At 68.0% G+C, this 23,638-nt stretch carries 26 protein-coding genes; 15 read left to right on the top strand and 11 right to left on the bottom strand.

Going from position 1 to position 23,638, the window contains the following annotated elements; genetic code table 11:
• Positions 1–15: 15 nt before the first annotated feature.
• On the top strand, positions 16–1,434 hold the full coding sequence (locus G0Q01_RS03890) for a diguanylate cyclase (RefSeq protein ID WP_164190521.1): 1,419 nt from the start codon (positions 16–18) through the stop codon (positions 1,432–1,434).
• A 99-nt stretch (positions 1,435–1,533) separates the two neighbouring features.
• Here G0Q01_RS03890 and G0Q01_RS03885 read toward each other — a convergent pair whose 3' ends face one another.
• The 4 genes from G0Q01_RS03885 to G0Q01_RS03870 all read right to left on the bottom strand — a co-directional run bounded on the left by G0Q01_RS03885 (position 1,534) and on the right by G0Q01_RS03870 (position 3,797).
• Positions 1,534–2,088 carry a periplasmic heavy metal sensor gene (locus G0Q01_RS03885; protein ID WP_235939583.1) on the bottom strand — a complete coding sequence of 185 codons (555 nt, stop codon included), beginning with the start codon at positions 2,086–2,088 and terminating at the stop codon, positions 1,534–1,536.
• Positions 2,089–2,090: 2 nt separating this feature from the next.
• A complete protein-coding gene (locus G0Q01_RS03880) occupies positions 2,091–2,468 on the bottom strand; it encodes a hypothetical protein (protein WP_164190511.1) in 378 nt (125 codons plus the stop codon).
• Positions 2,455–3,039 (bottom strand): RNA polymerase sigma factor, encoded by a 585-nt coding sequence (locus tag G0Q01_RS03875; RefSeq protein ID WP_164190509.1) that lies wholly within the window; start codon positions 3,037–3,039, stop codon positions 2,455–2,457. Before G0Q01_RS03875 ends, G0Q01_RS03880 begins: the two co-directional genes overlap by 14 nt.
• Before the next feature lie 80 nt (positions 3,040–3,119).
• Positions 3,120–3,797, bottom strand: coding sequence for an EF-hand domain-containing protein (locus G0Q01_RS03870; protein ID WP_235939580.1), 678 nt, complete (start codon positions 3,795–3,797; stop codon positions 3,120–3,122).
• Positions 3,798–4,067: 270 nt separating this feature from the next.
• Between G0Q01_RS03870 and G0Q01_RS03865 the strand changes: the two genes are divergently transcribed.
• Together G0Q01_RS03865 and G0Q01_RS03860 are read left to right on the top strand one after the other, a co-directional pair.
• A complete protein-coding gene (locus G0Q01_RS03865) occupies positions 4,068–4,460 on the top strand; it encodes a DUF983 domain-containing protein (RefSeq protein WP_164190506.1) in 393 nt (130 codons plus the stop codon).
• Positions 4,461–4,509: 49 nt separating this feature from the next.
• Positions 4,510–5,244, top strand: coding sequence for an NUDIX hydrolase (locus tag G0Q01_RS03860; RefSeq protein WP_164190505.1), 735 nt, complete (start codon positions 4,510–4,512; stop codon positions 5,242–5,244).
• Here the strand turns inward: G0Q01_RS03860 and G0Q01_RS03855 are convergent.
• Positions 5,223–5,588, bottom strand: a complete 366-nt coding sequence (locus G0Q01_RS03855) for a hypothetical protein (RefSeq protein WP_164190502.1) — start codon at positions 5,586–5,588, stop codon at positions 5,223–5,225. The two genes, G0Q01_RS03860 and G0Q01_RS03855, sit on opposite strands and share 22 nt — an antisense overlap.
• Before the next feature lie 181 nt (positions 5,589–5,769).
• Here G0Q01_RS03855 and G0Q01_RS03850 point away from each other — a divergent pair, with 181 nt between their 5' ends.
• Entirely contained in the window at positions 5,770–6,534 is a 765-nt protein-coding gene (locus G0Q01_RS03850; protein ID WP_108964856.1) for an alpha/beta fold hydrolase, read from the top strand.
• 192 nt (positions 6,535–6,726) lie between these two features.
• Here the strand turns inward: G0Q01_RS03850 and G0Q01_RS03845 are convergent, their stop codons facing one another.
• Complete coding sequence (locus tag G0Q01_RS03845; protein ID WP_164190500.1) at positions 6,727–7,695, bottom strand: LysR family transcriptional regulator; 969 nt, start codon at positions 7,693–7,695, stop codon at positions 6,727–6,729.
• Between the two features lie 104 nt (positions 7,696–7,799).
• On the opposite strand from G0Q01_RS03845, the gene hisD reads away from it, so the two are divergent.
• Positions 7,800–9,086: a histidinol dehydrogenase gene (gene hisD / locus G0Q01_RS03840; RefSeq protein WP_164190498.1), complete on the top strand. Its 1,287-nt coding sequence runs from the start codon at positions 7,800–7,802 to the stop codon at positions 9,084–9,086.
• Between the two features lie 22 nt (positions 9,087–9,108).
• Here the strand turns inward: hisD and G0Q01_RS03835 are convergent, their stop codons facing one another.
• Positions 9,109–9,441, bottom strand: coding sequence for a hypothetical protein (locus tag G0Q01_RS03835; RefSeq protein WP_108964853.1), 333 nt, complete (start codon positions 9,439–9,441; stop codon positions 9,109–9,111).
• Between the two features lie 395 nt (positions 9,442–9,836).
• On the opposite strand from G0Q01_RS03835, the gene lepA reads away from it, so the two are divergent.
• Both lepA and G0Q01_RS03825 read left to right on the top strand, forming a co-directional pair.
• Complete coding sequence (lepA, locus tag G0Q01_RS03830) at positions 9,837–11,639, top strand: translation elongation factor 4 (RefSeq protein WP_108964852.1); 1,803 nt, start codon at positions 9,837–9,839, stop codon at positions 11,637–11,639.
• A 125-nt stretch (positions 11,640–11,764) separates the two neighbouring features.
• Complete coding sequence (locus G0Q01_RS03825; RefSeq protein WP_164190496.1) at positions 11,765–12,553, top strand: hypothetical protein; 789 nt, start codon at positions 11,765–11,767, stop codon at positions 12,551–12,553.
• Between the two features lie 75 nt (positions 12,554–12,628).
• Here G0Q01_RS03825 and G0Q01_RS03820 read toward each other — a convergent pair whose 3' ends face one another.
• A complete protein-coding gene (locus G0Q01_RS03820; protein ID WP_164190494.1) occupies positions 12,629–13,066 on the bottom strand; it encodes a DUF4168 domain-containing protein in 438 nt (145 codons plus the stop codon).
• Positions 13,067–13,350: 284 nt separating this feature from the next.
• Between G0Q01_RS03820 and G0Q01_RS03815 the strand changes: the two genes are divergently transcribed.
• Both G0Q01_RS03815 and G0Q01_RS03810 read left to right on the top strand, forming a co-directional pair.
• On the top strand, positions 13,351–13,593 hold the full coding sequence (locus tag G0Q01_RS03815) for a hypothetical protein (protein ID WP_164190492.1): 243 nt from the start codon (positions 13,351–13,353) through the stop codon (positions 13,591–13,593).
• Positions 13,594–13,713: 120 nt separating this feature from the next.
• Positions 13,714–14,373, top strand: coding sequence for a class I SAM-dependent methyltransferase (locus G0Q01_RS03810; RefSeq protein WP_164190490.1), 660 nt, complete (start codon positions 13,714–13,716; stop codon positions 14,371–14,373).
• 16 nt (positions 14,374–14,389) lie between these two features.
• Here the strand turns inward: G0Q01_RS03810 and G0Q01_RS03805 are convergent, their stop codons facing one another.
• Both G0Q01_RS03805 and G0Q01_RS03800 read right to left on the bottom strand, forming a co-directional pair.
• Entirely contained in the window at positions 14,390–15,157 is a 768-nt protein-coding gene (locus tag G0Q01_RS03805; protein WP_164190488.1) for an SDR family oxidoreductase, read from the bottom strand.
• Entirely contained in the window at positions 15,154–15,894 is a 741-nt protein-coding gene (locus tag G0Q01_RS03800; protein WP_164190486.1) for a GntR family transcriptional regulator, read from the bottom strand. The genes G0Q01_RS03805 and G0Q01_RS03800 overlap by 4 nt, the downstream gene beginning before the upstream one ends.
• A gap of 250 nt (positions 15,895–16,144) precedes the next feature.
• Here G0Q01_RS03800 and G0Q01_RS03795 point away from each other — a divergent pair, with 250 nt between their 5' ends.
• Positions 16,145–17,074 carry a 3-keto-5-aminohexanoate cleavage protein gene (locus G0Q01_RS03795; protein WP_108967532.1) on the top strand — a complete coding sequence of 310 codons (930 nt, stop codon included), beginning with the start codon at positions 16,145–16,147 and terminating at the stop codon, positions 17,072–17,074.
• A 257-nt stretch (positions 17,075–17,331) separates the two neighbouring features.
• On the opposite strand, the gene G0Q01_RS03790 is transcribed toward G0Q01_RS03795, so the two are convergent.
• On the bottom strand, positions 17,332–18,204 hold the full coding sequence (locus G0Q01_RS03790) for a MurR/RpiR family transcriptional regulator (protein WP_108964846.1): 873 nt from the start codon (positions 18,202–18,204) through the stop codon (positions 17,332–17,334).
• Between the two features lie 187 nt (positions 18,205–18,391).
• Between G0Q01_RS03790 and G0Q01_RS03785 the strand changes: the two genes are divergently transcribed.
• The 5 genes from G0Q01_RS03785 to G0Q01_RS03765 all read left to right on the top strand — a co-directional run bounded on the left by G0Q01_RS03785 (position 18,392) and on the right by G0Q01_RS03765 (position 23,634).
• Positions 18,392–19,123, top strand: coding sequence for an N-formylglutamate amidohydrolase (locus G0Q01_RS03785; RefSeq protein ID WP_164190539.1), 732 nt, complete (start codon positions 18,392–18,394; stop codon positions 19,121–19,123).
• The gene (locus G0Q01_RS03780; RefSeq protein WP_164190484.1) at positions 19,116–19,712 is read left to right on the top strand and encodes a TRAP transporter small permease subunit; all 597 of its coding nucleotides are present in this window, start codon (positions 19,116–19,118) and stop codon (positions 19,710–19,712) included. Before G0Q01_RS03785 ends, G0Q01_RS03780 begins: the two co-directional genes overlap by 8 nt.
• Positions 19,712–21,037 carry a TRAP transporter large permease subunit gene (locus G0Q01_RS03775; protein ID WP_108964843.1) on the top strand — a complete coding sequence of 442 codons (1,326 nt, stop codon included), beginning with the start codon at positions 19,712–19,714 and terminating at the stop codon, positions 21,035–21,037. Before G0Q01_RS03780 ends, G0Q01_RS03775 begins: the two co-directional genes overlap by 1 nt.
• A 57-nt stretch (positions 21,038–21,094) precedes the next feature.
• A complete protein-coding gene (locus tag G0Q01_RS03770; protein WP_108964842.1) occupies positions 21,095–22,132 on the top strand; it encodes a TRAP transporter substrate-binding protein in 1,038 nt (345 codons plus the stop codon).
• A gap of 140 nt (positions 22,133–22,272) precedes the next feature.
• On the top strand, positions 22,273–23,634 hold the full coding sequence (locus G0Q01_RS03765) for a glutamine synthetase family protein (RefSeq protein ID WP_164190481.1): 1,362 nt from the start codon (positions 22,273–22,275) through the stop codon (positions 23,632–23,634).
• Positions 23,635–23,638 lie beyond the last annotated feature (4 nt).

Below are 23,638 nucleotides of genomic sequence, written 5' to 3'. Positions count from 1 at the left end.
GGGGCAGAAAGACGCATGGCAGGACGCATACTCATCGTCGAGGGCACCGCGAGCCATCGTATCCTGCTGCGCGCCCGGCTGACTTCGGCCTTCTACGAGGTTCTGGTCGCCGAGACAGGCGGCGAGGCGCTGGCGATGATCAATGAGTCCCGCCCGGATCTCGTGCTCGCCGCCACCGAACTGCCGGACATGTGCGGCAGCGGCTTCTGCACACGCCTGCGCGCCCTGCCCGACCAGGCCGACACCCCGCTCGTGCTGCTCACCGAGGACGATCTGGTCGACGAACGGCTGGCGCTGCTCGCCGTCGGCGCGGATGACGTGATCGCCCGCGCGGTCGAAGACATCCTGCTGCTCGCGCGGCTGCGCAGCCTGCTGCGCCGCTCCCGCGCGCAGGACCAGATGGAGCTGCGCACCGATGCCAAGCGCGCGCTCGGCCTGTCCGAGGCGCCGCGCAGCTTCCAGAGGCCCGCGCGTGTCGCGCTGGTTTCGCTCGATCCGGCGCTCGGGCTCGACACCATCGCGGCGCGGCTGCGAGTGGGAATCGGTGCGCAGGTCGAGCTTTCGGCCGCGGGAACGCTGCTGCAAAGCCATGCCATCTCGGCCGAGGCCGTGGTGCTGATCGATACCGGGGGGGAGCCGGGCGCCGGGCTCGCGCTGCTCTCGCAGCTGCGCACCGCCCGCGCACAGCACCGTGCGGTGCTGGTCTACGTCACCGACAAGGGCCGGGACGAGATGGCGGCGCGGGCGCTTGACCTTGGCGCCGACGAGGTGCTGCACAATGGGCCTGAGGCGCTCGAGCTCGCGCTCCGCCTGCCGCGGCTGATCGGCCGCAGTCGCCGCGCGAAGCGGCACCGCGCCGCGCTTCGCAACGGGCTGCGCGCGGCGATGGTCGACCCGCTTACCGGGCTCTACAACCGCCGCTATGCGCTGCCCGAGGTCGCCCGCATGGCGCAACAGGCGGCGCGGTGCGGACAGCCGCTGGCGCTGCTCGTCGCGGATCTCGACCACTTCAAGAAGGTGAACGACCGCTGGGGCCATGCCGTGGGCGACCAGGTTCTGGTTGCCACGGCGCAGCGGCTCACCGCGGGGCGACGCGCGCAGGATCTCGTGGCCCGGCTCGGCGGAGAGGAATTCCTCATCGCCTTGCCCGGCTCGGACATCGACTCCGCCGCCGCCGCCGCGCGGCTGCTCTGCGAGGAGGTGGCGCGGCTGTCTCTGCCCATGCCCCGCCTCAGGGCCGGACGCCCGTCGCTCTTCTCGCCGACGATCAGCATCGGAATCGCGCTGATGGACGCGGGCGGGGAAGCCGTGGAAACCGCCCTGCTGCGCGCCGATGGCGCGCTCTACGCGGCCAAGCACGCCGGGCGCAACCGCGCCCATGTGGCGCCCCCCGCTGCTTTTCCGCACGCCTTCGGGGCGCTGCGCGGCGCCTGAGGCGCAACCCGGTTCAGCGCAACGGCACGCCCCCCGGACCGCGGCCCGGGGGCGCGCCCCGGCACCCCGACGCGCAGCTGCCCGGCGCAGCGGGCCGCCTCAGTTGCTTGGTTTGCGCGGCGGCAGTCGCTTCGCGAGTTCGTCCAGCTTCGCCTCAAGCCGGTCTGCATAGGCGGCGCGGGCCTCGGGCGAGAGCGCCGAGACATAGTCCACCAGCACCTGCTGCCCCATCTTCTGCCGTTCGGCGGCACGGGCGTCCTGCGCGCTCAGCACCTCGGTGAAGGCCGCGCTGTCGAAGGGGTCGGCGCGCAGCAGCGACAGCGCGCTGCGATAGTCGCCAAAGGGCGCCGGGCGCGGCCGATCCCCCTGCTTGCGCTCGAAAGACCGGAAGAGCTTGCGCCCCAGCTCGCGCCGCTGATCCTGCGAGAAGGCCTCGGTATAGGGGGTGATGAAGTCGCGCCCGCGTGGCGGGCCACCATGCTCGGGCCGCCCGTGCCACAGCAGGCCGCCCGCCACCACGCCGACCACCGCGAGGTTCAGCGCCAGCGAGGCCAGCAGCAACCAGCGCATCCAGCCCGGCGCGCGCGCGGGCTTCGGTGCCGCGGAGGGCCGACCCTTGTTCGGCCCGGGCATCTGGGAGTTGTCCTGCGTCATTATCAAAGTCCCAACATCGCGTAGTCGAAGCCGCTCGCCGGATCGAGGGCCGAGAGCTGGCTGCTGCTGTCCAAGGTGATCAGCGCGGTCATCGTCTCCGGCGAGGCGATGCCGATCCAGACCCCCGTTGCGCAGGCCGCGACGAGCCCGACCACCGCCGGCCAGCCGCCGAAGGCGCGCAGCGCCTCGCGCCAGCCGGCGCGGCGACGGGGGGCCGGTGCGGCGGACCCGGACGGACGCGCTGCGGGCTGCTCGGCGCGCGCCAGCGCCTCCATTCGGGCCATCCAGTCGCCGGACGGCACCGCGGCGTTCTGCCGCTCTGCCTCGAACAAGGACGCCAGTGTGCCCTCTTCCTTCCTGCGCTGATCAGTCATCGTCATACCCCAGCTCTGCGCGCCGCCCGGCCAGCAGGCCCTCCAGCGCCTTGCGTCCCCGCGCCGTGAGACTTTCCACCGCGCGCACGCCCAAGTCCATGATCCCGGCGATCTCCGGGTTCGAAAGTCCCTCGAGGTGCCGCAGTACAACGGCCTGCCTTTGCCGCGCGGGCAACGCGTCCAGCGCCTCCTGCAGGGCGCCCGCCCGGGCACGCCCCTGCAAGGTCGCCTCGGCACCCGGCGCGGGATCGGCGGGCTCGGCGATGTCATCGATGTCCACCGCGCCGCCGCGGCGCTTGCGCAGGCGGTCGATACAGAGGTTCGACACCACCCGGTAGAGCCAGGTCGAGACCTTCGCCTCGCCCTCGCGCCATCCCGGCGCCGCCCGCCAGAGCCGCAGCAATGCCTCCTGCGCCACGTCCTCGGCCTCGGCCCTGTCGCCAAGCATGCGATGGGCATGGCCGAAGGCGCGCGGACCCAGGCGCTGCACCAGCGTGCCCGCCGCGGCCTGCTCGCCCGCGGCGTAGGCCGCGAGCAAGGCCTCGTCGCTTTCGCCGTTCATCGCGTCATAGGGCATCCGGTCCATCCTCTTGCGCTAGCCCGAAGTGCCGGACCGCGCAAGGACAGGGCCGAAGCGACGGCCCTGCCCTCGGCCCATCAGTACTGCCAGAAGTCCCGCATGATGCCGCCGCGCGGGCCATGCCCGTCCCGCGGTCCGCGCTTCATGCCCGGGCCGCCGTGATCCCCGCCCCGCTCGCCATGCCATTGCCGGTGGTCATCCTCGTGGCGCATTCTCCGGTCACCCTCGTGGCCTTCGCCCATGCCGCGCTGCGCGTGGCGCATCGGAGCGGCAGCGGCCAGCTCGTCCTGGCTCACCTGGCCGTCCTCATCGGCGTCAAAGCGGTCGAAAAAGCCCATTGGGCCCTGCGCCTGCATCTCGTCGAGGGTCAGCTTGCCGTCCTTGTCGGCGTCGAAGCGCTCAAGCATGCGCTCTTGCATGCGCGCCTTGCGCATCTCCAGCCGCTGCGCCTCGCGGGCGGCCTTGCGAAGGTCGGCAAAGGCGATCAGCTCGTCACCCTCCAGCGCCCCGTTGCCATCCGCATCGGCCCCGGCATAGGCCTCGGCAAAGCCCGCGGCGGGCCCATGCGCCGCGAATTCCTCGCGGCTGATCGAGCCATCTCCGTCGGTGTCGAAGGTTTCGAACATCCGCGTCATCGGCGCCGGGCGGTCACCCCGCGGGCCCATCGGCTTGGCGTCGCTTGCAGCAAGGGCAAGGCTCGCCGAGCCCAGAACCACAAGGGCGGCACCGGTCATCAGTTTGGTCATGCGGGTCATCGCTGCGATCTCCTCATTGCATCGCGTCTCTTGCCGGCGGCGTGTCTGCCGTCCGATCACAAGCTTTCACGCGGCAGGCGGGAACTTCCGTCGCACCTCTGGAAGATTTTTTCGGCGGCCTGATTTCCCGGAGACCTATCGCGGCGCGGCGGCGGCAAAACCTGTATCCGCCAGGCCCCTTTGCGACATCCCGCCGCTGCGCGCTCCTGTCCTCTTTAAATGAGGCCGGGCTTGCGCCACCTTTGGGGAATGACTTCCAAGGTGCATCCCATGACCGACATGTCTCCGGAGCGCGAGACCGAGCGCGAGACCTGGCCCGCCGTCTGGCGCGGCTTCCGCTGCCGCTGCCCCAATTGCGGCAACGGCCCGATCCTGCGCTCCTATCTCAAGGTGCGCGACCATTGCCCGGTCTGCCGCGAAGAGCTCTACCACCACCGCGCCGACGACGGCCCAGCCTATCTGACCATCCTCATCGTCGGCCACATCATGGCGCCGGCGCTGCTCTGGGTTTTCACTACTTGGCGGCCCGAGCCGCTGATCCTGATCACCATCTTCCTTATTGGCTGCATCGGGCTTTCCCTCTACCTTCTGCCCCGACTGAAGGGGGCGATCGTCGGCTTCCAGTGGGCGCGCGAAATGCACGGCTTCGCGCGCGCCCACTGAGACCGGGCGCCTCCCCCGCAGGGCATCGAAAAGACGCAGGGGAATGCGCATGAGCAGCGACAAGACAGCCATCCGCGACGCAGCCACGGTGATCGTGCTGCGCGACCGCGACAGCCGCCCGAGCGTGCTGATGGGGCAGCGCGGCGCGGCGGCCGCCTTCATGCCCAACAAGTTCGTCTTTCCCGGCGGCGCGGTGGATGCCGCCGACGCCGAGGTGAAGCTCGCCGCCCCCCTGCCCGCCGTCTGCGCCGCACGGTTGGACGAGGGCGCGCCCGCGGGCCGGGGTCCGGCGCTGGCCGCCGCCGCCATCCGCGAGCTCTGGGAAGAGACCGGGCAGGTGCTGGGCTGGCCCGGCAAATGGCCGACCCCGCCCGACGGCTGGGAGGGGTTTGCCGAGACCGGCCACCGCCCCTCGGCCTCAGCGCTGCAGTTCGTTTTCCGCGCCATTACCCCGCCGGGCCGCCCGCGCCGCTTCGACGCGCGCTTCTTCCTGGTGGATGCCGAGGCGTTGAAATCCGATCCCGATGATTTCTCCGCCGCATCGGACGAGCTGTCGCACCTGCAATGGGTGCCGCTCGACGAAGTGCGCGGCTTCGACCTGCCCTTCATCACCGAGGTGGTGCTGGCCGAGGTCGCAGCCCGGGTCACCGACCGGCGCGCGCCAAGTTCGGTGCCCTTCTTCCGCAACGACGACGAGGAAAGCCTCTTCCTGCGGCTCAACGGCCGGGCCCCGGGATCGCCCGAGGAGAGCCGTCCAAAGCGTCAGTTGCGGATCAGAAGGTAGTAGACGGCCGCCAGCAGCGCCGCGAAGAGCGCGAGGTTGAACATCAGCCCCGCGAGCACGCCGAGCCGCCAATGGCTGCGTTCGGCCTTGACGTCGATCGTCTCGAGATGGCGCGCAATGCGCGCCTCGGCCCGGTCCAGCGCCGGCGTGTCGAGCCGCATGGCGAGCTTGGGATGCTCGGTCATCCCCTGCGCCGCGCGCAGTGCGGCAAGGTCGCGTCGGGCCCATCGCGGCAGCCGGTGCGCCGCGCGCCGGGCGCGCTTGTCGAAGCTGCCCTTGCCGAGGCCGAGGCGGCTTTCGAAAAGCGGCATGAGCCGCGCACCGAATTTTGGGGTCTGATCCATGGCGCAAATCTCGGGCATTTGGCGCCCGCGCGCAAGCGGCCGCCGCGTCGCGGAAGCGGAGGCGCCCGATTTCCGCCGGCAGGGCTGGCCGACCAGCTTCGAAGGGGGCTCGCCCGCCGCCCCCCGCCGACCCATGCGTTTTTGCCTTTTCCGTGCGCCGCCCGCAGCCTAGACAGGGCGCATGCTGAACATGATCCGCCACGGCTCCGCCACCGACCAACCACCGCTCGTCATCGTTCACGGGCTCTTTGGCTCCGCCCGCAACTGGGGCGTGATCTCGAAGCGCCTGTCGGACCAGCGAGAGGTGATCGCTGTGGACCAGCGCAACCATGGCGACAGCCCCTGGCAGGATAGCCACGACTACGAGGGCATGGCCGCGGACATCGCCGAGGTGATCGAGAGCCTCGGGGGCCGCGCCGACGTGCTGGGACATTCCATGGGCGGCAAGGCGGCAATGGCGCTCGCGCTCACCCGGCCCGAGCTGGTGAACCGGGCCATCTTCGCCGACATCGCGCCGGTGACCTATACGCACGACCAGAATCAGAACATCGCCGCGATGCGCTCGGTGGACCTCGCGCGGGTCGAGAAGCGCTCGGACGCCAATGACCAGCTGGCAAAGGTGCTAGACGATCCGACGCTCTGCAGCTTCTTCACCCAGTCGCTCGACCTGAAGGAGAAGCGCTGGAAGCTGAACCTCGACGTGCTCGAGGCCGAAATGGCGAAAATTCTCGGCTTCCCCGAGATCGACGCCCGCTTCGAGCGCCCCGTGCTGTTCCTTTCAGGGGCGGAGTCGACCTACGTGCTTCCCGAGCACCGCGACCGCATCCGCGCGCTCTTCCCGGCGGCGAAATTCGCCAAACTGCCGGGCTGCGGCCACTGGCTGCACGCCGAGAAGCCGCGCGAGTTCGAGGCGGCGGTGCGGGCCTTCCTCGATCTCACGGCCTGAGGGTGCAGCACCCCCTGCCCATTTGACGGGCTGACGCGCGGGCGGATTTTCCTTTTCCGAATCCGCGCATTCCTCTTTTCAAATCGCCCGTCGAGGCACTTGCGCCAGGGGCACGCCCGCCCCTTCTAGTTTCCGAAACGCTTATGTTCCGGAAATTTCCACATGGCCGCTCCCGCCCAGCCCCGCCCCGGGTCAGTCTCCCTCGAGCAGGTGCAGCTTGCCCTCGAGCCAGGGCAGTTGGCGCTGCGCCGGGGTGATCACCAGGTCGCTGACCAGTTGGCGCATGGTGCGCGCCACGTCGCGCGGCACCCGGTCGGCCCAGTCGGCGGCGGCAAAAAGCGAAATCGTGCGGGAAAAGGGCTTGATCGGCAGCGGGTGCGCCTCGATCCGGTCGTGCACGCGCGCCGCGCGCATGTAGCCAAGCGGCGTGGTGATGCTCCAGCCGACGCCGCGCGCCACCAACGTCATCAACGATAGATGCGCGCCGATCTCGAACCGTTCGGCGAAGTCCAGCTTGAGCCGCGAGAGGTGTGCCTCGATCTGCCGGCCGATCATCTGGTCGCGGTCGTAGCGCAGCATCGGCAGGGCCGACATCAGTGCTTCGGTGCTGCCCGCCTCGCGCGCCTTGCCACGCGGCGCCACCAGCACGAAGGGGTCGTGCACCAACGGGTATTCGATCACCCCCGGCACCGCGGTGCCGGGGCTCGCGGCGATGGCAATATGCAGGTGGCGGTCGACCATGGACTGCATGATCTCGTGGCTCGGCGCAGTGACCAGCTTGAAACGGCAGCGGGACATGTTCTCGGCCAGGATGGTCACCAACTGCGGCGTCAGGTCGTTGTCGAAATCGTCGATCACCCCGAGGTTGAGCTGCGACAGATGCGTCAGATCCATCACCGTCAACTCGTTCTGCGCCAGCCGAAGCTGGCCGAGCACCGCCTGCGTGCGCATCAGGAACGAGCGTCCCGCCGGGGTCAGTTGCATCGGCCGCCTGCCGTGATCCACCAGGGCGACCCCGAGCGCGGTCTCGAGGTTGCGCAACTGCTGGCTCACCGCCGGCTGGCTGAGCCCCGTGCGCTCGGCGGCCTGCGCCACCGAGCCGGTCGCCGAGAGCGCCTCGAAAACCTCGAGCCCGCGCAGGCTGATTCCCTTCATCAGCATAAAGCCATCCCCCACCCATTCCGCGGCCCGTCCCGGCCCGGCGCGACGATGCCACAGATTAACTTTTTCCGAAACTCCCCCAGATCAGGCAAGCCCCCCACCCCATGACAGTGACCCATCTCAAGCCCGCCCCGGGCCTGCCGCCGCAGGCCGCCGCCGACACCGCCGACATCGTGCAGATCATGCTCGCCCGGCTGCGCGCCGAGGGCGAGGCGGCGGCCCTCGACTATGCCATCCGGCTCGACCGTTGGGATGGCGAGATCGGGGTGCCCGCCGCGCGGCTCGCCGAGGCGCAGCGCGCCCTGCCGGTGACGCTTGTCGAGGACATCGCCTATGCCCATGCCAACATCCGCGCCTTCGCCGAGGCGCAGCGGGCCTCGGTGCAGGAGTTTGAGATCGAACTGCGCCCCGGGCTGCGGGCCGGGCAGCGGCTGATTCCTGTCGGCTGCGCCGGCTGCTACGTGCCGGGCGGGCGCTACGCCCATATCGCCTCGGCGCTGATGACCGTCACCACGGCGCGCGCCGCCGGGGTGGACCGGGTGATCGCCTGCTCGCCGCCGGGCAAGGAGGGGCTGCCGCCGGCGATCCTGCACGCGCTGCACGTCGCAGGCGCGGACGAGGTGCTGGCGCTTGGCGGGGTGCAGGGCATCGCCGCCATGGCCTTCGGCCTGTTCGGCCTGCCGCCCGCGGACATTCTCGCCGGGCCCGGCAACCAGTTCGTCGCCGAGGCCAAGCGGCAGCTGTTCGGCCCGGTGGGAATCGACATGGTCGCAGGGCCGACCGACGTGATGATCCTCGCCGATTCCAGCGCCGATCCCGAGATCGTCGCGCTCGACCTGCTGGGACAGGCCGAGCACGGCGGCACCTCGCCGGTCTGGCTGGCCACCGACCATCGCCCGCTGGCCGAAGCCGTGATCGCCCGCCTGCCGCAGCTGGCCGAGACCCTGCCCGAGCCCAACCGCTCGGCGGCGCGCGAGGCCTGGGCGCAGCTCGGCGAGGTGTTGCTTTGCGAAAGCCGCGAAGACATGGCTGCGATCGCCGACCACTACGCCCCCGAGCACCTGCACGTGATGGCGCGCGATCTGCCGTGGTGGCGCGCGCGGCTGCGGTGCTACGGATCGCTCTTCCTCGGCGCCGGCACCACCGTGGCCTTTGGCGACAAGGCCGCCGGGCCGAACCACGTGCTGCCCACGGGCCGCGCCGCGCGGCACACCAGCGGGCTTTCGGTGCACAAGTTCCTGAAGTGCGTCACTTGGCAGGAGGCGTCGCCCCGGGCGCTGCCGGAGCTCGCCCGTGCCAGCGCCGGGATCAGCCGCGCCGAGGGCATGGAGGGCCATGCCCGCAGCGCCGAGGCACGGCTGGCGCCCCGGCCCTTCCGGGCAACCGGGTGAGGCAAAAGGGACCGCGCCGGGCTCAGAGCCCGGTGCACATCCGCTCGGCGCGCTTCACGAAGGCCGAGTAGCGGGTCCAGAAGTCCTTGTCGGAGCGACGGTCCGACTGGCGGACCTCCTGCGCCTGATGCGGGTCGCGGTAGAATTTCACAGCCCGGCGCTGGTCGCCGCCGCGCAACTCGTCGTTCGCCGCCGCCTGAACGCAGCCGCAGAGCGCATCGTTGCGCGCCTTGCGGTCCGAGCTCATGCAGGCTTTGCTCACGGGCCCCGTCGCGTAATATCTGTGGCCCGAGCCCGAGCCGCCACCGCAGCCCGCCACCAGCGCCAGAATCGTCACCAGGTATATCGGTTTCATCCGCCTGCTCTCTTACTGCCCTTCACGTTGCGGATCTTGCGCCCGCGCTTTCTCGATTTGCCGAAGGATGCCCGAAGCCTGCGTCGGATTCAATTCACCGATTCGTTGCTGGACAGGCGCTTCCGCAACGCTAAGCGGCCTGACGGGCCGCCCGCGGATGCAAAGGGCGTTGCCCCTCTTGGCCAAACGGCCAGTTCACCCCGGGGGATGCCTGCCTCTGGAGGAAGGCCACGGACCGCGCCGGGAAACCGCCCGGAACCAGCGACGTGACGCGCTTTGCACCGATGCGGCGCCGGGCGGGATCGCGGGAGGCGCGGGCGGATGGGCGCGGCGGCGCCGCCTGCCCTTCGATCCGGCTTGACCGGACGCCAAAAGCCTTACATATCGGGCCAATCATGACCGATCTCGCGCATATCCGTAACTTCTCCATCGTTGCCCACATCGACCACGGGAAATCCACCCTGGCCGACCGGCTGATCCAGCTCACCGGCACCGTCGCCGAACGCGACATGCAGGAGCAAATGCTCGACTCGATGGATATCGAGCGCGAGCGGGGCATCACCATCAAGGCCAACACCGTCCGCATCGAATACCCGGCGCAGGACGGCGAGACCTACGTGCTGAACCTCATCGACACGCCCGGGCACGTCGACTTCGCCTATGAGGTCGCGCGCTCGATGCACGCGGTCGAGGGATCGCTGCTGGTGGTCGATGCGACCCAGGGGGTCGAGGCGCAGACACTGGCGAACGTCTACACGGCGATCGACGCCGACCACGACATCGTGCCGGTGCTCAACAAGGTCGACCTGCCCGCCGCCGAGCCCGACCGGGTCAAGGAACAGATCGAAGACGTGATCGGCATCGACGCCTCCGAGGCCTGCCTGATCTCGGCCAAGACCGGCGTCGGCATCCCGGACGTGCTGGAAGCCATCGTCAAGCGCCTGCCGGCGCCGCCCGAGGGCGACCGCAACAAGCCGCTGAAGGCGATGCTGGTGGATTCCAAGTACGACCAGTACCTTGGCGTGATCTGTATCGTGCGGATCATCGACGGCGTGCTGAAGAAGGGCGACCGCATCCGCATGATGAAGACCGGCGGCACCTACGACGTCGATGACGTCGGCGTCTACCGCCCCAAGATGACCAACGTGAAGGAACTCGGACCGGGCGAGATCGGCTATCTCAACGCCTCGATCAAGCAGGTCCGCGACACCCGCGTCGGCGACACGATCACCCATGAGCGCAAGCCCTGCGAGACCGCCCTGCCCGGCTTCAAACCCTCGGTGCCGGTGGTGTTCTGCGGGCTCTTCCCGGTGGATGCCAACGATTTCGAGGACATGCGCGACGCCATCGAAAAGCTGGCGCTGAACGATGCCTCCTTCACCTATGAGATGGAGACCTCGGCGGCGCTCGGCTTCGGCTTCCGCTGCGGCTTCCTCGGCCTGCTGCACCTCGAGGTGATCCGCGACCGTCTCGAGCGGGAGTACGGCATCGACCTGATCACCACCGCGCCTTCGGTGATCTACCATCTCTACACCAAGGACGGCGAGCGCCGCGACCTGCACAACCCTGCCGACATGCCCGACATGTCGACCGTGGACCATATCCAGGAACCGCGCATCAAGGCCACCATCATGGTGCCCGACGAATACCTCGGCGACGTGCTGAAGCTCTGCCAGGAACGCCGCGGCATCCAGATGGACCTGACCTATGTCGGCGGCCGCGCGATGACGGTCTACGACCTGCCGCTCAACGAGGTGGTCTTCGACTTCTACGACCGCCTGAAATCGGTGACCAAGGGCTATGCCTCGTTCGACTACGAGATGATCGGCTACCGCGAGGACAACCTCGTGAAGATGTCGATCCTGGTGAACGACGAGCCGGTCGACGCTCTGGCGATGATGGTGCACCGCGACCGCGCCGAGATGCGTGGCCGGGCGATGTGCGAGAAGCTGAAGGAACTGATCCCGCGCCACATGTTCAAGATCCCGATCCAGGCGGCGATCGGCGGCAAGGTGATCGCCCGCGAGACCCTGTCCGCGATGCGCAAGGACGTGACCGCCAAGTGCTACGGCGGCGACGCCACCCGGAAGAAGAAGCTGCTCGAGAAGCAGAAGGCCGGCAAAAAGAAGATGCGGCAGTTCGGCAAGGTCGAAATCCCGCAGGAGGCCTTCATCTCCGCACTCAAGATGGACAGCTGATCCGGGTCTTCCGGGTCCGCAGCAGATGGCAGGCCGGGGCAGATGCGCCCCGGCCTTTCACGTTGGGGCGTGCGCCCCGCCTCGCCCTTCACCTCTTCACCGCATATCCGCATGGGAGCTTTCCGATGCCCGCACCGAAGACGTCCCTCGCAGCGCTGGCGCTGCTGCTTTCCTCGACCTCCCTCTCCGCCGCGATCTGCGACTACCGGCCAAGCCGGCTGGTCGGCGACACGGTGACCGGCGCGGCCGCTGCGGCCACCGGCGCGGTTGCGCATGTCGCAGGCCAGCGCCGCGGCGATGGTGGGTTCTACACGCTGGTCAACGCCACCAGCGGGCTCACGCTGCTCGGCGGCAAGCTCGCTGCCTCGGGCGGCGCGGCGGGGCTGCTGGAGGGGGGCAGCGCGGCCGCCGCCGCGGCCATGGCCAACCCGATGGTCTGGGTGCCCGCGTTGATCCTCGGCGCCGGAGGCGCGGGCTACGAGGCCACCTGCGCCTATTTCGTCGACGAGCGGATCACCGATTACTCCCAGGTGCTGATGATCATGCGGGACTTCGAGGCGCATTCCGATCCGAGCTATTTCCGGCTCGAGGAGAACACGCTGAACCCCTTCATCGAGATCCACGACGAGGCGGGCAGCCGCGCCACCTATCGGATCGAGGATCTCTATATCGTCGACGGCATGCTCAAGCACCGGAGCTGGGGCCCGAACCGCAAGATCGGCCGCGTGGTCTTCGTACCCGACGATGCGCCGAGCGAGGCGGTGCCGGAGGGCTCGGTGGTCGAGATGCCTGCGCCGGAGGCCCCGGCCTCCGCCCTTTCCGCTCCCGCAGCGCCCGCGCCCGTGAGCCCAGATGCGGGCGCGGGCGAGCTACCCGCGATGCCCGCAGCGGAGCCCATGCCTGCTCCCGAATGAACTCGGGCGGCCTAGCTCATATAAGAAGAGCCGCCCCCGAGGGGGCGGCTCCAGGATGACCGTCGTTGAGGGGGTTCACTCGGTCATCGTCTCGGGACCGGCAGGCGCGCGCTCTTGCAGCATCGCGAGGATGCGCTGGTTGAGCTCGGGGTCGGCCTGCGCCGCCTGGCCAATCTCATTGTAGGTGTTCACGTCCATTCCATCGGTCTCGTTCACCGCGTCGGCCATCTCGGCCTGCGCTTGCTCGACCAGGGCCTGCTTGCCCTCGGGCTCTTCCACCTGCTCGATCTGTGCCATGTAGTCCTGCTGAACGGCCTGGACCTCGGTTGCGGCGTCGACGAAGGCGGCCAGCTGCTCTTCGCTGAACTCCAGCGCGGGCGCGGCGGGGGCTTCGGCGGCCGGGGCTTCGGCGGGCGCCTCGGGGGTTGCGGTCTGCGCCATCACCGGGGCCAGCGGGGCCGCGACAAGGGCAGCGATGACGGTCGACTTAAGCAGGGTGCTCTTGAGGGTCATAGAAGTCTCCTTCCCAGAGTGCTTGCACGGGAACATCCCGTGGCTTGCCTCGAGAGCTAGGGGCGCCGCGGCTGCGCCGCAATGCAGCGATGGCGAAGCCGGCCGCCCGAGCAAGGAGTTGCCGGGAAGGCCCCGGGCCGCCAGCGGCGAGCCGCGCGTCAAATCCCCCCTGCGGAACCCCGCCGGACATTCACCGCCGGAAAGCAAACATGCGCCTGCCCTTTCACCTCGGCGTGAACGGCCCTTTTCCCGTGGGACGTTGAGCCCATCGAAGGGAGGACCCCATGAAACGCCTTGCCCTCGTGCTTGCGCTCCCGCTGGTCGCGGCCCCCGCCTTCGCCTTCCAGTGTCTTGCCGGCATGTCCACGATCGGTGCTGCGCTCGACTCGGGTCCCAAGCTGTCCGAGGCGGATCTCGCCCAGGTCCGGCAGCTGCGCACAGAGGGCGAACGCCTGCACGCCGCGGGGGAGCATCAGCACTCTATCGACATATTGGCCGAAGCCATGCCCATCCTCGGCATCAAATAGCCGCGAACCTCGCGGATGCGGGTCCGTGCCGGGGGATGAAGCCCTTTCCTCTCAGCCGCTTCGGATCCATGGTGCGCCCCCAAGGGCCCATCTTCGGGCCGCAGATGCAGGGAGGGCATCTTGGATCCACGCGCCGCCACCACCGTCTACGCCCGCTGGGCGCCAATCTACGACCAGACCTTCGGAGTGATCACCCAGGCCGCCCGCCGCGCCGCGGTGCGCAAGGTCACCGGCGCGGAGGGCATGCGGGTGCTCGAGGTCGGCGTCGGCACCGGCCTGTCGCTGCCGCTTTTGCCGCGGCACATGAGCGTCACCGGGGTCGACTACAGTTCCGAGATGCTCGCCCAGGCCGAGCGCCGGGTCGCGCGCATGGACTTGCCGCACATCGAGTCGCTGCAGCGCATGGACGCGCGTCACCTCGGCTTCGAGGATGCCAGCTTCGACCGGGTGGTGGCGATGCACATGATCTCGGTGGTGCCCGAGCCCGAGCGGGTCATGCGCGAAATCGTGCGCGTGCTGAAGCCGGGCGGGCAGCTGATCATGTCCAACCACTTCGCGAAGAAGAAGGGCCCGATGGCGCATCTGTCGCGGCACACCGCGAAACTGGCCGACCGCATCGGCTGGCATTCGGATTTCGACATCTCGGTGGTGCTGGACACGCCGGGGCTGAAGCTGCTCGAACGCCGCTCCCTGCCGCCGGTGGGGATGATGACCCTGCTCGTGCTCGAGCGCTGCGACGCGCCCTCCGCGGCGAACGACCCGGCCCGCCCGAAGAGCTGAGCCGGAGCGTCCGGGCTCAAGCCAGCATCTGGCCGTCGCCGCAGACCGAGATCGCCTGCCCCGAGATCGTCCGCCCCCGCGCGCTGGCGAGAAAGAGGATCTGGTCGGCGATCTGCTGCGGCGTCACGTATTCCTTGAGCGATGTGTAGGAAAAGGCTGCGGCCTCGACCTCCTCGAAGCTCTTCCCGAGCCGCTGCGCCTTGGCCTCGAGCACCCTGCGCTGGCGGTCGCCGGCGACGATGCCGGGCAGGATCGCATTGGCGCGGATACCGTCGCGGCCCAGTTCGATCGACAGCGACTTGGTGAAGCCGATCACGCCCCACTTTGCCGCGGCATAGGGCGTGCGCAGGGCAAAACCCACCCGTCCCGCCATCGACGAGAGGTTGAGGATCGAGGCATTGCCGCTCTGGCGCAGCGCCGGCACCGCATGGCGCACGCAGTGGAACTGCGAGCTGAGGCAGACCGAGAGGCATTGCTCCCAGGCCTCGGGGTCGATTTCCTCGACCGGGCTCGTCGGCCCGGCGATACCGGCGTTGTTGACCAGCACGTCGAGCCCGCCGAGTTCGCCAATGGCGCCTCGCATGAAGCTCTCGATTTGCCCCGCATCGGAAACGTCGCAGCGCTGCCACCAGACCTCGGCCGGAAGCGATGCCAGGGCCGAAGCGTCGATGTCGCAGGTTGCCACCCGAGCCCCCACGGCAACGAAGCCCTCGACGATGGCCCGCCCGATGCCCTGCGCCCCGGCGGTGACGATGACCCGTGCGCCCTCCAGTTCCAGGTTCATGGCAGGATCCTCCGACGGCTGTCTTCCATTTCCGCGGCGCCATAGGCGCGGATCAACTCCGCTGCGACGCGGATGTCCTCGGTCACCGCCTGCGCCGCCGCGTCGCCGTCACGGGCACGCAGCGCGTCGCAGAGCTGACGGTGATGGGTGCGCGAATGGTGCGTGCGCGAACGGCCGATTTCCTCTTCCAGCGGCACCTCCGCCTTCACCCCGATGTCGAAGTTGATGATCGGCCCAACCTTCAGCCAGAGCATGGTGATCATCTCCATCAGAACTTTCGAGCCCGCCGCCCGATAGAGCGCGAAATGCAGGTCCTTGTTGGCCGCCACCGCCTCGGGGCTGCCATAGGCCGTATCGAGGATCGCCTCGAACCGGTCGGCGAGCGCGAGGATGTCGTCGATCTCTTCGGGTGTGGCACGCTCGGCGGCGAGCCTTGCGGCCTGCGCCTCGGTGAGAACCCGCATTTCGGTGAGGTCGGCGAAGTCCTCGGCGCTCATCAGCGGCACCTGCACCGCGCGCTTCGGCTCGACCAGCAAGGCCCCGCCCGCCGCGAGCCGGCTCACCGCCTCGCGCACCGGCATCATCGACACGCCCAAGCGCTCGGCGAGATCGCGCAGCGAGATGCGGTCGCGTGGTTTCAATTGCCCCGACAACAGCATTTCGCACAGGGTCTCATGCACCTGTTCCGAGAGCGTGCGCGGCCGCTCTTCCGGCAGCCGCTCCTGAAGTTCGCCCATATTTACCGTTTCTCCCCGTTGACTCTTTGCGAGTCATTCTGCATCTGTGATCTCAGATCACACCAGAACGGGCAAGACCGCAACCGTTGATCCCGCGGCAAGGGAGGACTGACTGCCACGGGAACTCGGGTCACCAGAATCTGGTGTGATCTTTGGCACCCGCCCCGAGGAGGACCGCAATGCGCCTGACACGACCCGAGATCTGCCCGCCGGCGCCCTGCGCCCTGCGCGGCTGAGGCGAGACATCGACATGGCCAAGCCCCGCAAAGTCATCATCACCTGCGCCGTGACCGGCGCGATCCACACGCCCTCGATGTCCGAATATCTTCCCGTCTCCGCCTCGGAGATCGCCGAGGCCGCCATCGGCGCCGCCGAGGCCGGGGCCGCGGTGGTGCACCTGCACGCCCGCAACCCTGACGACGGCCGCCCGGACCAGACGCCCGAGGCCTTTGCCCCCTTCCTGCAGGTGATCAAGCAGGCCTCGGACGTGGTGGTCAACATCACCACAGGCGGCGCCCCGACGATGACCATCGAGGAGCGCATCCGCCCGGCGCAGACCCACCGCCCCGAGATCGCTTCGCTCAACATGGGATCGATGAACTTCGGTCTCTTTCCGATGCTCCAGCGCTTCCCGAACCTCGCGCACCAGTGGGAACGGGACTACGTCGGCAACAAGGACATCATCTTCAACAACAGCTTCGGGCAGATCGAGCACATCGTCACCACGCTCGGCGCGCTCGGCACCCGCTTCGAGTTCGAATGCTACGACACGGCGCATCTCTACAACCTGAAGTACTTCCTCGATCAGGGGCTGGTGAAGGGGCCGCTGTTCATCCAGACGGTCTTTGGCCTGATGGGCGGCATCGGCGCGCATCCCGACGACGTCATGCACATGAAGCGCACCGCCGACCGGCTGTTCGGTGACCAGTACCGCTGGTCGGTTCTGGGGGCGGGCAAGAACCAGCTTCCCATTGCCGCGATGGCCGCCGCGATGGGCGGGCACGTGCGCGTCGGGCTCGAGGATTCGCTCTGGGCCGGTCCCGGCCAGCTGGCGCGCAGCAACGCCGAGCAGGTTGGCAAGGCGCGGCAGATCATCGAGGGGCTGGGGCTGGACATCGCCTCCCCGGACGAGGCCCGCGAGATTCTAGACACCAAGGGCGCGGATGCCGTCGGCTTCTGAGCCGGGCCTGCGCGAAGGAATGCTCCCAGACTGCCCCCGTCGCCCCTCATTGCGCCGGGGGCTCTTTTTGATGGGGTGAGGAGCCGGGCGAGAGCCTGCCCGTGGGGTGGCGCAGCTCCGGCCGAGGTCAGCGCTTTATCCCAGCCAAGTCCGGACGACATACGAGCGTCGCGCAACGATGACAAAGCGCCAGCCCGCCGGGACGGGCAGGCGCTCGCCCGGCGGCCTTCGGCCTTGATTCCGGGCACCTCTGCCCTTCAAGGCTTGCGGAACAGCCGCGTCAGCTCGAACAGCGCGTCCAGCCGCTCGAAGCGCTCGCGCGCGTCGGGCCAGCGTTCCTCCTGCGCGGCAGCGACCAGCGCCTCGACCAGCGACAGGGTGGAGATGTTGGAATCCCAGGCCGAGGGGATCTCGACCCAGCAGTTGAACGCGTGTTCGGCCACGCTGGCGATCGGGCTCGACCATTGGTCGGTGATCAGGATCACGTGCATCCCGCGCGCCGCCGCGATCTCGGCCAGCCGCTGCAGGTTGTCCTCGTAGCGGCGGATGTCGAAGATCAGCAGCGTGTCGCCCTCCTCCATGTCCAGCACGTAGTGCGGCCATGTGGCGGAAGACGACGTCAGATGCGTCACCCGCGCCCGGATCGCCTGGAAATGGGTGAAGGCATATTCCGCCAGCGAACGGGTGATCCGCCCCCCGACCACGTAGAGCCGCCCCTCGGTTGACGCCAGCCGCTTCGCCGCCGCGTCGAACTGGCCCGCGTCGATATTCGTGAAGGTCTGCCGCAGGTTCTGCGTCACCGCCTCGGCGAAGCGGTTCAGAAGGTGCGACTCGGGCGCCTCCGAGGCCCAGACCGCACGCCGCGCCTCGGGACCCGAGACCTTGGCCTGCAGTTCCGAGAGCAGCGCCGCGTGAAAGGCCGGGTAGCCCTTGAATCCCAGCTTTTGCACCATGCGCGCCACGGTCGGCGTCGAGACCCCGGCATTGGCCGCGGCGGCAGTGATCGAGGCGATCCCCGCGCCGGGGTAATCGTCGAGCAGCGCCTGCGCGAACTTGCGCTCGGAGTTGGTCAGCTGCGCGTACTGCTCGCGTATGAGCTGGCGCACGGTGCCGGTCGGGCTGGTGTCCACGGGCTCCCCTTAGGTTCAGGTTCAAAAATTGGGCAGAAATCAGCGCCGCTTGGCGCCAGGTCCCTTCGACCCAAAATCGTTCTGAAAAAATATTGACGCATTATCTGGCGCGTGGAAAGGTTTTTCCAAAGACAGGGGGACAGACGTGTCGGAAGAAGACACCACCGCATTCGAAGTGAGCAGAGCCATGGGCCGCGGCCCGGCGCTCTTCCTCTGCGAGCACGCCTCGAACGCCATTCCCGCGCGCTACGACGGGCTGGGGCTGCACGAGGAGGACCGGCGCAGCCACGCCGCCTGGGATCCCGGCGCTCTGGCCCTCGCCCGGCGGCTGGCCGAGGCGCTCGACGCGCCGCTGGTTGCCGGAACCGTTTCCCGCCTCGTCTACGATTTGAACCGCCCACCCGAGGCCGCCTCGGCGATGCCGACAAAGACCGAGACAGTGGACGTGCCGGGCAACATCGGCCTCTCGCCAGAGGAACGCGCGCGGCGCACCCGCGAGGTCTACGATCCCTTCTGCGCGGCGGTGACCGGCACCGTGGTGACCCGCAAGACGCTGGAGACGCCCTTCGCGCTGATCACGGTGCACAGCTTCACCCCCTGTTGGTTCGGCGTGCCACGAGAGGTCGAGATCGGCATTCTGCACGACGCCGACAGCCGGCTTGCCGACCGCATCCTCGACGAGGCGAGCCGCCTGCCCGGCCGCTGCATCGCCCGCAACGATCCCTACGGCCCCGAGGATGGGGTGACCCATTCGCTGAAGCTGCACGGCATCGCCAACGAGCTACCCAACGTGATGATCGAGGTGCGCAACGACCTGCTCGCCGACCAGACCGGGATCGAGATGATCGCCGGAGAACTGCTGACCCTGCTGCGCCCGGCGCTGGCGGGTCTGGGACTGACGGAGACGGACAATGCCTGAAGCCATGGTCTGCTACGTGCGGATCATCGACAAGATGAACCGCGCCATCGGGCGTTTTGCCATGTACCTGCTCTTCGCGCTGATCGGCGTGCTGATCTGGTCCTCGGTCTCCAAGACCTTCTTCACGCCGACGCTCTGGACGCTGGAGACGGCGCAATTCATCATGGTCGCCTACTACGTTCTGGGCGGCCCCTATTCGATCCAGCTGGGCTCGAACGTGCGGATGGATTTCTTCTACGGCGACTGGTCGCCGCGCCGCCGCGCCATCGTCGATGTCATCACCATCTGGTTCCTGCTGTTCTACCTCGGCGTGCTGCTCTGGGGCGCGATCAGCTCGACCGCCTACAGCTTCGGCTATTTCGGCACCGAGCCCTTCAAGTTCTTCGGCGAGCTGATCTGGGCCTTCGTCACCGGCGGGCCCGACGCGGCGGGTGAGCTGATGGGCTATCTCGAACGCAGCCCCAGCGCCTGGCGCCCCTACGTCTGGCCGGTGAAGGTCATCCTGTGCTTCGGCGTCACGCTGATGATTTTGCAATGCGTCGCCGAGTTCTTCCGCGACATCGCCCGCATCCGCGGAGAGGACCTCTGATGTCGCAAGACCTGATCGCAATCGTCATGTTCTCGGGCATGCTGGGCCTGCTGCTGACCGGGCAGCGCGTGTTCGGCGCCATCGGCTTCGTCGCGGTCGTCGCGGCGCTCTGCCTCTGGGGCGACCGGGGCGGCTTCGACCTCGGCTTCGCCGCCTCGATCAAGCTGATGAAGTGGTATCCGCTGCTCACGCTGCCGATGTTCATCTTCATGGGCTACGTGCTGTCGGAATCGAAGATCGCCGACGATCTCTACAAGATGTTCCACGTCTGGATGGGCGGCCTGTCTGGCGGGCTCGCGGTGGGCACCATCGGGCTGATGGTGCTGATCTCGGCAATGAACGGGCTTTCGGTTGCGGGCATGGCCATCGGCGCCACCATCGCGCTGCCCGAGCTGCTGAAGCGCGGCTACGACAAGCGCATGGTCACCGGGGTGATCCAGGCGGGATCGAGTCTGGGCATTCTCGTGCCGCCTTCGGTGGTGCTGGTGCTCTATGCGATGATCGCCCGCCAGCCGGTCGGCCAGCTCTGGCTTGCAGGCGTGATCCCCGGCCTGCTGATGGCGGCGGCCTTTGTCATCTACATCGTCATCCGCTGCAAGCTGAACCCCGAGCTCGGCCCGATCCTGCCCAAGGCCGACCGCGACATTCCCATGGCCGAGAAGCTGCGCCTGCTGCGCGCCGGGCTGCTGCCGCTGGTGATCTTCTTCGTGATGATGGTGCCCTTCGTACGCGGATGGACCTCGCTGGTTGAAAGCTCGGCCATCGGTGCGGTCGCAGCCTTTGTCGCGGCGGTGCTCAAGGGCCGGATGACCCGCGAGGTCTTCGAGAACTCGGTGCGCAACACCTTGGGCGTGTCGTGCATGTTCATGTGGATCATCCTCGCGGCGCTCGCCTTCGGCGCGGTGTTCGACGGGCTGGGCGCGGTCAGCGCAATCGAGGAGCTGTTCACCGAGAAGCTTGGCCTCTCGCCATGGATGATCCTCATCCTGATGCAGCTGAGCTTCATCGTCATGGGCACCTTCCTCGACGACACGGCGATGCTGGTCATCGTGGCCCCGCTCTACGTGCCGCTGGTCGGGCACCTCGGGTTCGACCTGGTGTGGTACGGTGTGCTCTACACCATCACCTGCCAGATCGCCTATATGACCCCGCCCTTCGGCTACAACCTCTTCCTCATGCGCGCCATGGCCCCGCCGCAGATCGGCCTGCGCGACATCTACACCTCGATCATCCCCTTCGTGGCGGTGATGACCGTGGTGCTGGCGATCATCATGATCTTCCCCGAGCTGGCCCTGTGGCTGCCGGACCTCGTCTACAACAATTAACAACGAGACCCCCGCGAAACGGGGCGCAAACCTCAACCACGCAACAGGAGAGACAAAATGACCCTGACACGACGCAAGATCCTGAGCGGTGCCGCACTGGCCGCTCCGGCTGCGCTCGCGGCGCCCTCCATCGGCCGCGCGCAGGAGCCGATCAAGTGGCGCTTCCAGACCTATGCGGGCGCTGCCCTCGGCGAACAGGTGACCAAGCCGATCGTCGATTACATCAACACCGCCGCCCAGGGCGAGCTCGAGATCGAGCTCTACTACGCCGACCAGATCGTGCCCACCGGCGAGTTGTTCCAGGCGCTGCAGCGCGGCACCATCGACGCCGTGCACTCGGACGACGACTCCATGGCCTCGCCCACCCCGATGCGCGTCTTCGGCGGCTACTTCCCGTTTGCCACCAAGCACATCCTCGACGTGCCGGTGCTCTTCGAGCAATACGGGCTCGCCGATATCTGGCGCTCGGAATACGAAAAGGTCGGCGTGACCTGGCTTTCCGCCGCCGGTCAGGACCCGTGCAACTTCAACACCAAGAAAGAGATCACCAGCCTTGCCGATCTCGACGGGCTGAAGCTGTACACCTTCCCCACCGCCGGGCGCTTCCTGGCGCAATTCGGCGTGGTCCCGGTGAACATCCCCTACGAGGATGCGGAAGTCGCGGTGCAGACCGGCGAGCTTGACGGCATGGCCTGGTCGGGCATCACCGAGGATTACACCGTCGGTTGGGCGAACGTCACCGATTACTTCCTGACCAACAACATTTCCGGCGCCTGGATTGGCTCGATCTTCGTCAATCAGCAGCGTTGGGCCGACCTGCCCGAGCACCTCAAGACGCTGGTCATGTCGGGGATCAAGGCCGCAGACACCTATCGCAACCAGTGGTACTGGGGCGGCGAGGCCAAGCTGCGCGCCACCGGCGACAAGCTGCAGCTGCGCTCGGTGCCGCCGGAAGAATGGGCCGAGGTCGAGAACGCCGCCAAGGCCTTCTGGAAAGAGATCGCCCAGGAAAGCGAAGTCCACGCCAAGGTCGTCTCGATCTTCGAAGAGTACAACGGCGTCATCAACCAAGCCGGCCCGCCCTACAACTTCTGAGGCGTGCCGTCGCACCCCCTTTGGCCCCCGCTCAGCTATTGCGGGGGCCGATCCCCTCGCATAAATCTGCCATCATAATTTGATCAAATCTCCGCGCCCGCGCGCGGCGACACGTAAAAGCCCAGCAAGGAGCCCGCGGAATGACCGCCCCCCTGACCCTAGACGACCTGAAAAACGCCGCGCGCGCCGGCGAGATCGACACCGTCCTCGTTTGCGTCGTGGACATGCAGGGTCGTCTGCAGGGCAAACGTTTCCACGTCTCCAACTTCCTCGAGCATGCGATCGAGGAAACGCATTGCTGCAACTATCTCTTCGCCACCGACCTCGTGATGAGCACCCCCGAGGGCTTCGCATCTACCAGCTGGGCCTCGGGCTACGGCGACTACGTGATGAAGCCCGACCTCGCCACGCTGCGTCCCGTGCCCTGGCTCGAGGGCACGGCGATGATCCTGTGCGACGTGCTCGACCATCACGGCCACCCCGCCGCCGAGTCGCCGCGTCAGATCCTGCAAAAGCAGGTTGCCCGCGCCGAGGCCATGGGTCTCACCCCGATGATGGCGACCGAACTGGAGTTCTTCCTCTACGCCCGGTCGTACGACGAGATCCGTCACAGCGGTTGGCGCGATCTCGAGACGCTCTCGCCCTACAACCAGGACTATTCCATCCAGCTCACCAGCCGCGAGGAATACGTGCTGCGCCCGGTGCGCAACCACCTTTACGCCATGGGCGTGCCGGTGGAATGCACCAAGGGCGAGGCCGAGCACGGTCAGGAAGAGCTGAACATCCGCTACGCCGACGCGCTGACCTGCGCCGACCACCACGCGATTTCCAAGCACGCGGTCAAGGAAATCGCCCATCAGCAAGGCCACGGCGCCACCTTCATGGCCAAGTGGCACGCCGACAAGGTCGGCAGCGCCGCGCATATCCACCAGTCGCTGTTCCGCGGCTCCGACAACGCCTTCTACGACAAGGACGGCGCGCACGGCATGTCGCAGACCATGCAGCATTACGTTGCGGGCCTGCTGAAATACGCGCCCGACGTGACGCTTTTCCTTGCGCCCTACATCAACAGCTACAAGCGTTTCACCCCCGGCACCTTCGCGCCCACCAAAACCGCCTGGTCGGTGGACAACCGCACCGCGGGCTTCCGCCTCGTCGGCGAGGACACCAAGGGCGTGCGCATCGAATGCCGCATTCCCGGCTCGGACATGAACCCCTATCTCGCCTGCGCCGCGCAGCTGGCCGCGGGTCTTGCCGGGATCGAGGAAAAGCTCGAGCTGCCTGCCCCCGCGCAGGGCGACGTCTATGGCATGGACGACGTGCCGGATGTGCCCAATACGCTGCGCGCCGCCATCGAGGCGTTTGCCAGCTCGAAAATGCTGCGCGACGCCTTCGGCGAGACCGTCATCGAACATTTCGCCCATGCCGCCCGCGTCGAACAGCAGGACTTCGACAAGGCGGTCACCGACTACGAGCTGGCGCGCGGCTTCGAGCGCGCCTGAGGAG

The sequence above is a fragment of the Salipiger sp. PrR007 genome (genome assembly GCF_010499845.1).
Classification (GTDB): Bacteria; Pseudomonadota; Alphaproteobacteria; order Rhodobacterales; family Rhodobacteraceae; genus Salipiger; species Salipiger pacificus_A.
This window is presented reverse-complemented; position numbering and strand designations above follow the sequence as displayed.

Coding starts and splice junctions, on each gene's coding strand:
- lepA (WP_108964852.1), top strand. CDS start 9,837: ATGACCGATCTCGCGCATATCCGTAACTTCTCCATCGTTGCCCACATC.
- G0Q01_RS03865 (WP_164190506.1), top strand. CDS start 4,068: ATGACCGACATGTCTCCGGAGCGCGAGACCGAGCGCGAGACCTGGCCC.
- G0Q01_RS03835 (WP_108964853.1), bottom strand. CDS start 9,441: ATGAAACCGATATACCTGGTGACGATTCTGGCGCTGGTGGCGGGCTGC.
- G0Q01_RS03780 (WP_164190484.1), top strand. CDS start 19,116: ATGCCTGAAGCCATGGTCTGCTACGTGCGGATCATCGACAAGATGAAC.
- G0Q01_RS03845 (WP_164190500.1), bottom strand. CDS start 7,695: ATGCTGATGAAGGGAATCAGCCTGCGCGGGCTCGAGGTTTTCGAGGCG.
- G0Q01_RS03885 (WP_235939583.1), bottom strand. CDS start 2,088: ATGACGCAGGACAACTCCCAGATGCCCGGGCCGAACAAGGGTCGGCCC.
- G0Q01_RS03880 (WP_164190511.1), bottom strand. CDS start 2,468: ATGACGATGACTGATCAGCGCAGGAAGGAAGAGGGCACACTGGCGTCC.
- G0Q01_RS03775 (WP_108964843.1), top strand. CDS start 19,712: ATGTCGCAAGACCTGATCGCAATCGTCATGTTCTCGGGCATGCTGGGC.
- G0Q01_RS03875 (WP_164190509.1), bottom strand. CDS start 3,039: ATGCCCTATGACGCGATGAACGGCGAAAGCGACGAGGCCTTGCTCGCG.
- G0Q01_RS03795 (WP_108967532.1), top strand. CDS start 16,145: ATGGCCAAGCCCCGCAAAGTCATCATCACCTGCGCCGTGACCGGCGCG.
- G0Q01_RS03890 (WP_164190521.1), top strand. CDS start 16: ATGGCAGGACGCATACTCATCGTCGAGGGCACCGCGAGCCATCGTATC.
- G0Q01_RS03805 (WP_164190488.1), bottom strand. CDS start 15,157: ATGAACCTGGAACTGGAGGGCGCACGGGTCATCGTCACCGCCGGGGCG.
- hisD (WP_164190498.1), top strand. CDS start 7,800: ATGACAGTGACCCATCTCAAGCCCGCCCCGGGCCTGCCGCCGCAGGCC.
- G0Q01_RS03800 (WP_164190486.1), bottom strand. CDS start 15,894: ATGGGCGAACTTCAGGAGCGGCTGCCGGAAGAGCGGCCGCGCACGCTC.
- G0Q01_RS03820 (WP_164190494.1), bottom strand. CDS start 13,066: ATGACCCTCAAGAGCACCCTGCTTAAGTCGACCGTCATCGCTGCCCTT.
- G0Q01_RS03765 (WP_164190481.1), top strand. CDS start 22,273: ATGACCGCCCCCCTGACCCTAGACGACCTGAAAAACGCCGCGCGCGCC.
- G0Q01_RS03850 (WP_108964856.1), top strand. CDS start 5,770: ATGCTGAACATGATCCGCCACGGCTCCGCCACCGACCAACCACCGCTC.
- G0Q01_RS03855 (WP_164190502.1), bottom strand. CDS start 5,588: ATGGATCAGACCCCAAAATTCGGTGCGCGGCTCATGCCGCTTTTCGAA.
- G0Q01_RS03785 (WP_164190539.1), top strand. CDS start 18,392: ATGGGCCGCGGCCCGGCGCTCTTCCTCTGCGAGCACGCCTCGAACGCC.
- G0Q01_RS03825 (WP_164190496.1), top strand. CDS start 11,765: ATGCCCGCACCGAAGACGTCCCTCGCAGCGCTGGCGCTGCTGCTTTCC.
- G0Q01_RS03860 (WP_164190505.1), top strand. CDS start 4,510: ATGAGCAGCGACAAGACAGCCATCCGCGACGCAGCCACGGTGATCGTG.
- G0Q01_RS03870 (WP_235939580.1), bottom strand. CDS start 3,797: ATGACCCGCATGACCAAACTGATGACCGGTGCCGCCCTTGTGGTTCTG.
- G0Q01_RS03815 (WP_164190492.1), top strand. CDS start 13,351: ATGAAACGCCTTGCCCTCGTGCTTGCGCTCCCGCTGGTCGCGGCCCCC.
- G0Q01_RS03770 (WP_108964842.1), top strand. CDS start 21,095: ATGACCCTGACACGACGCAAGATCCTGAGCGGTGCCGCACTGGCCGCT.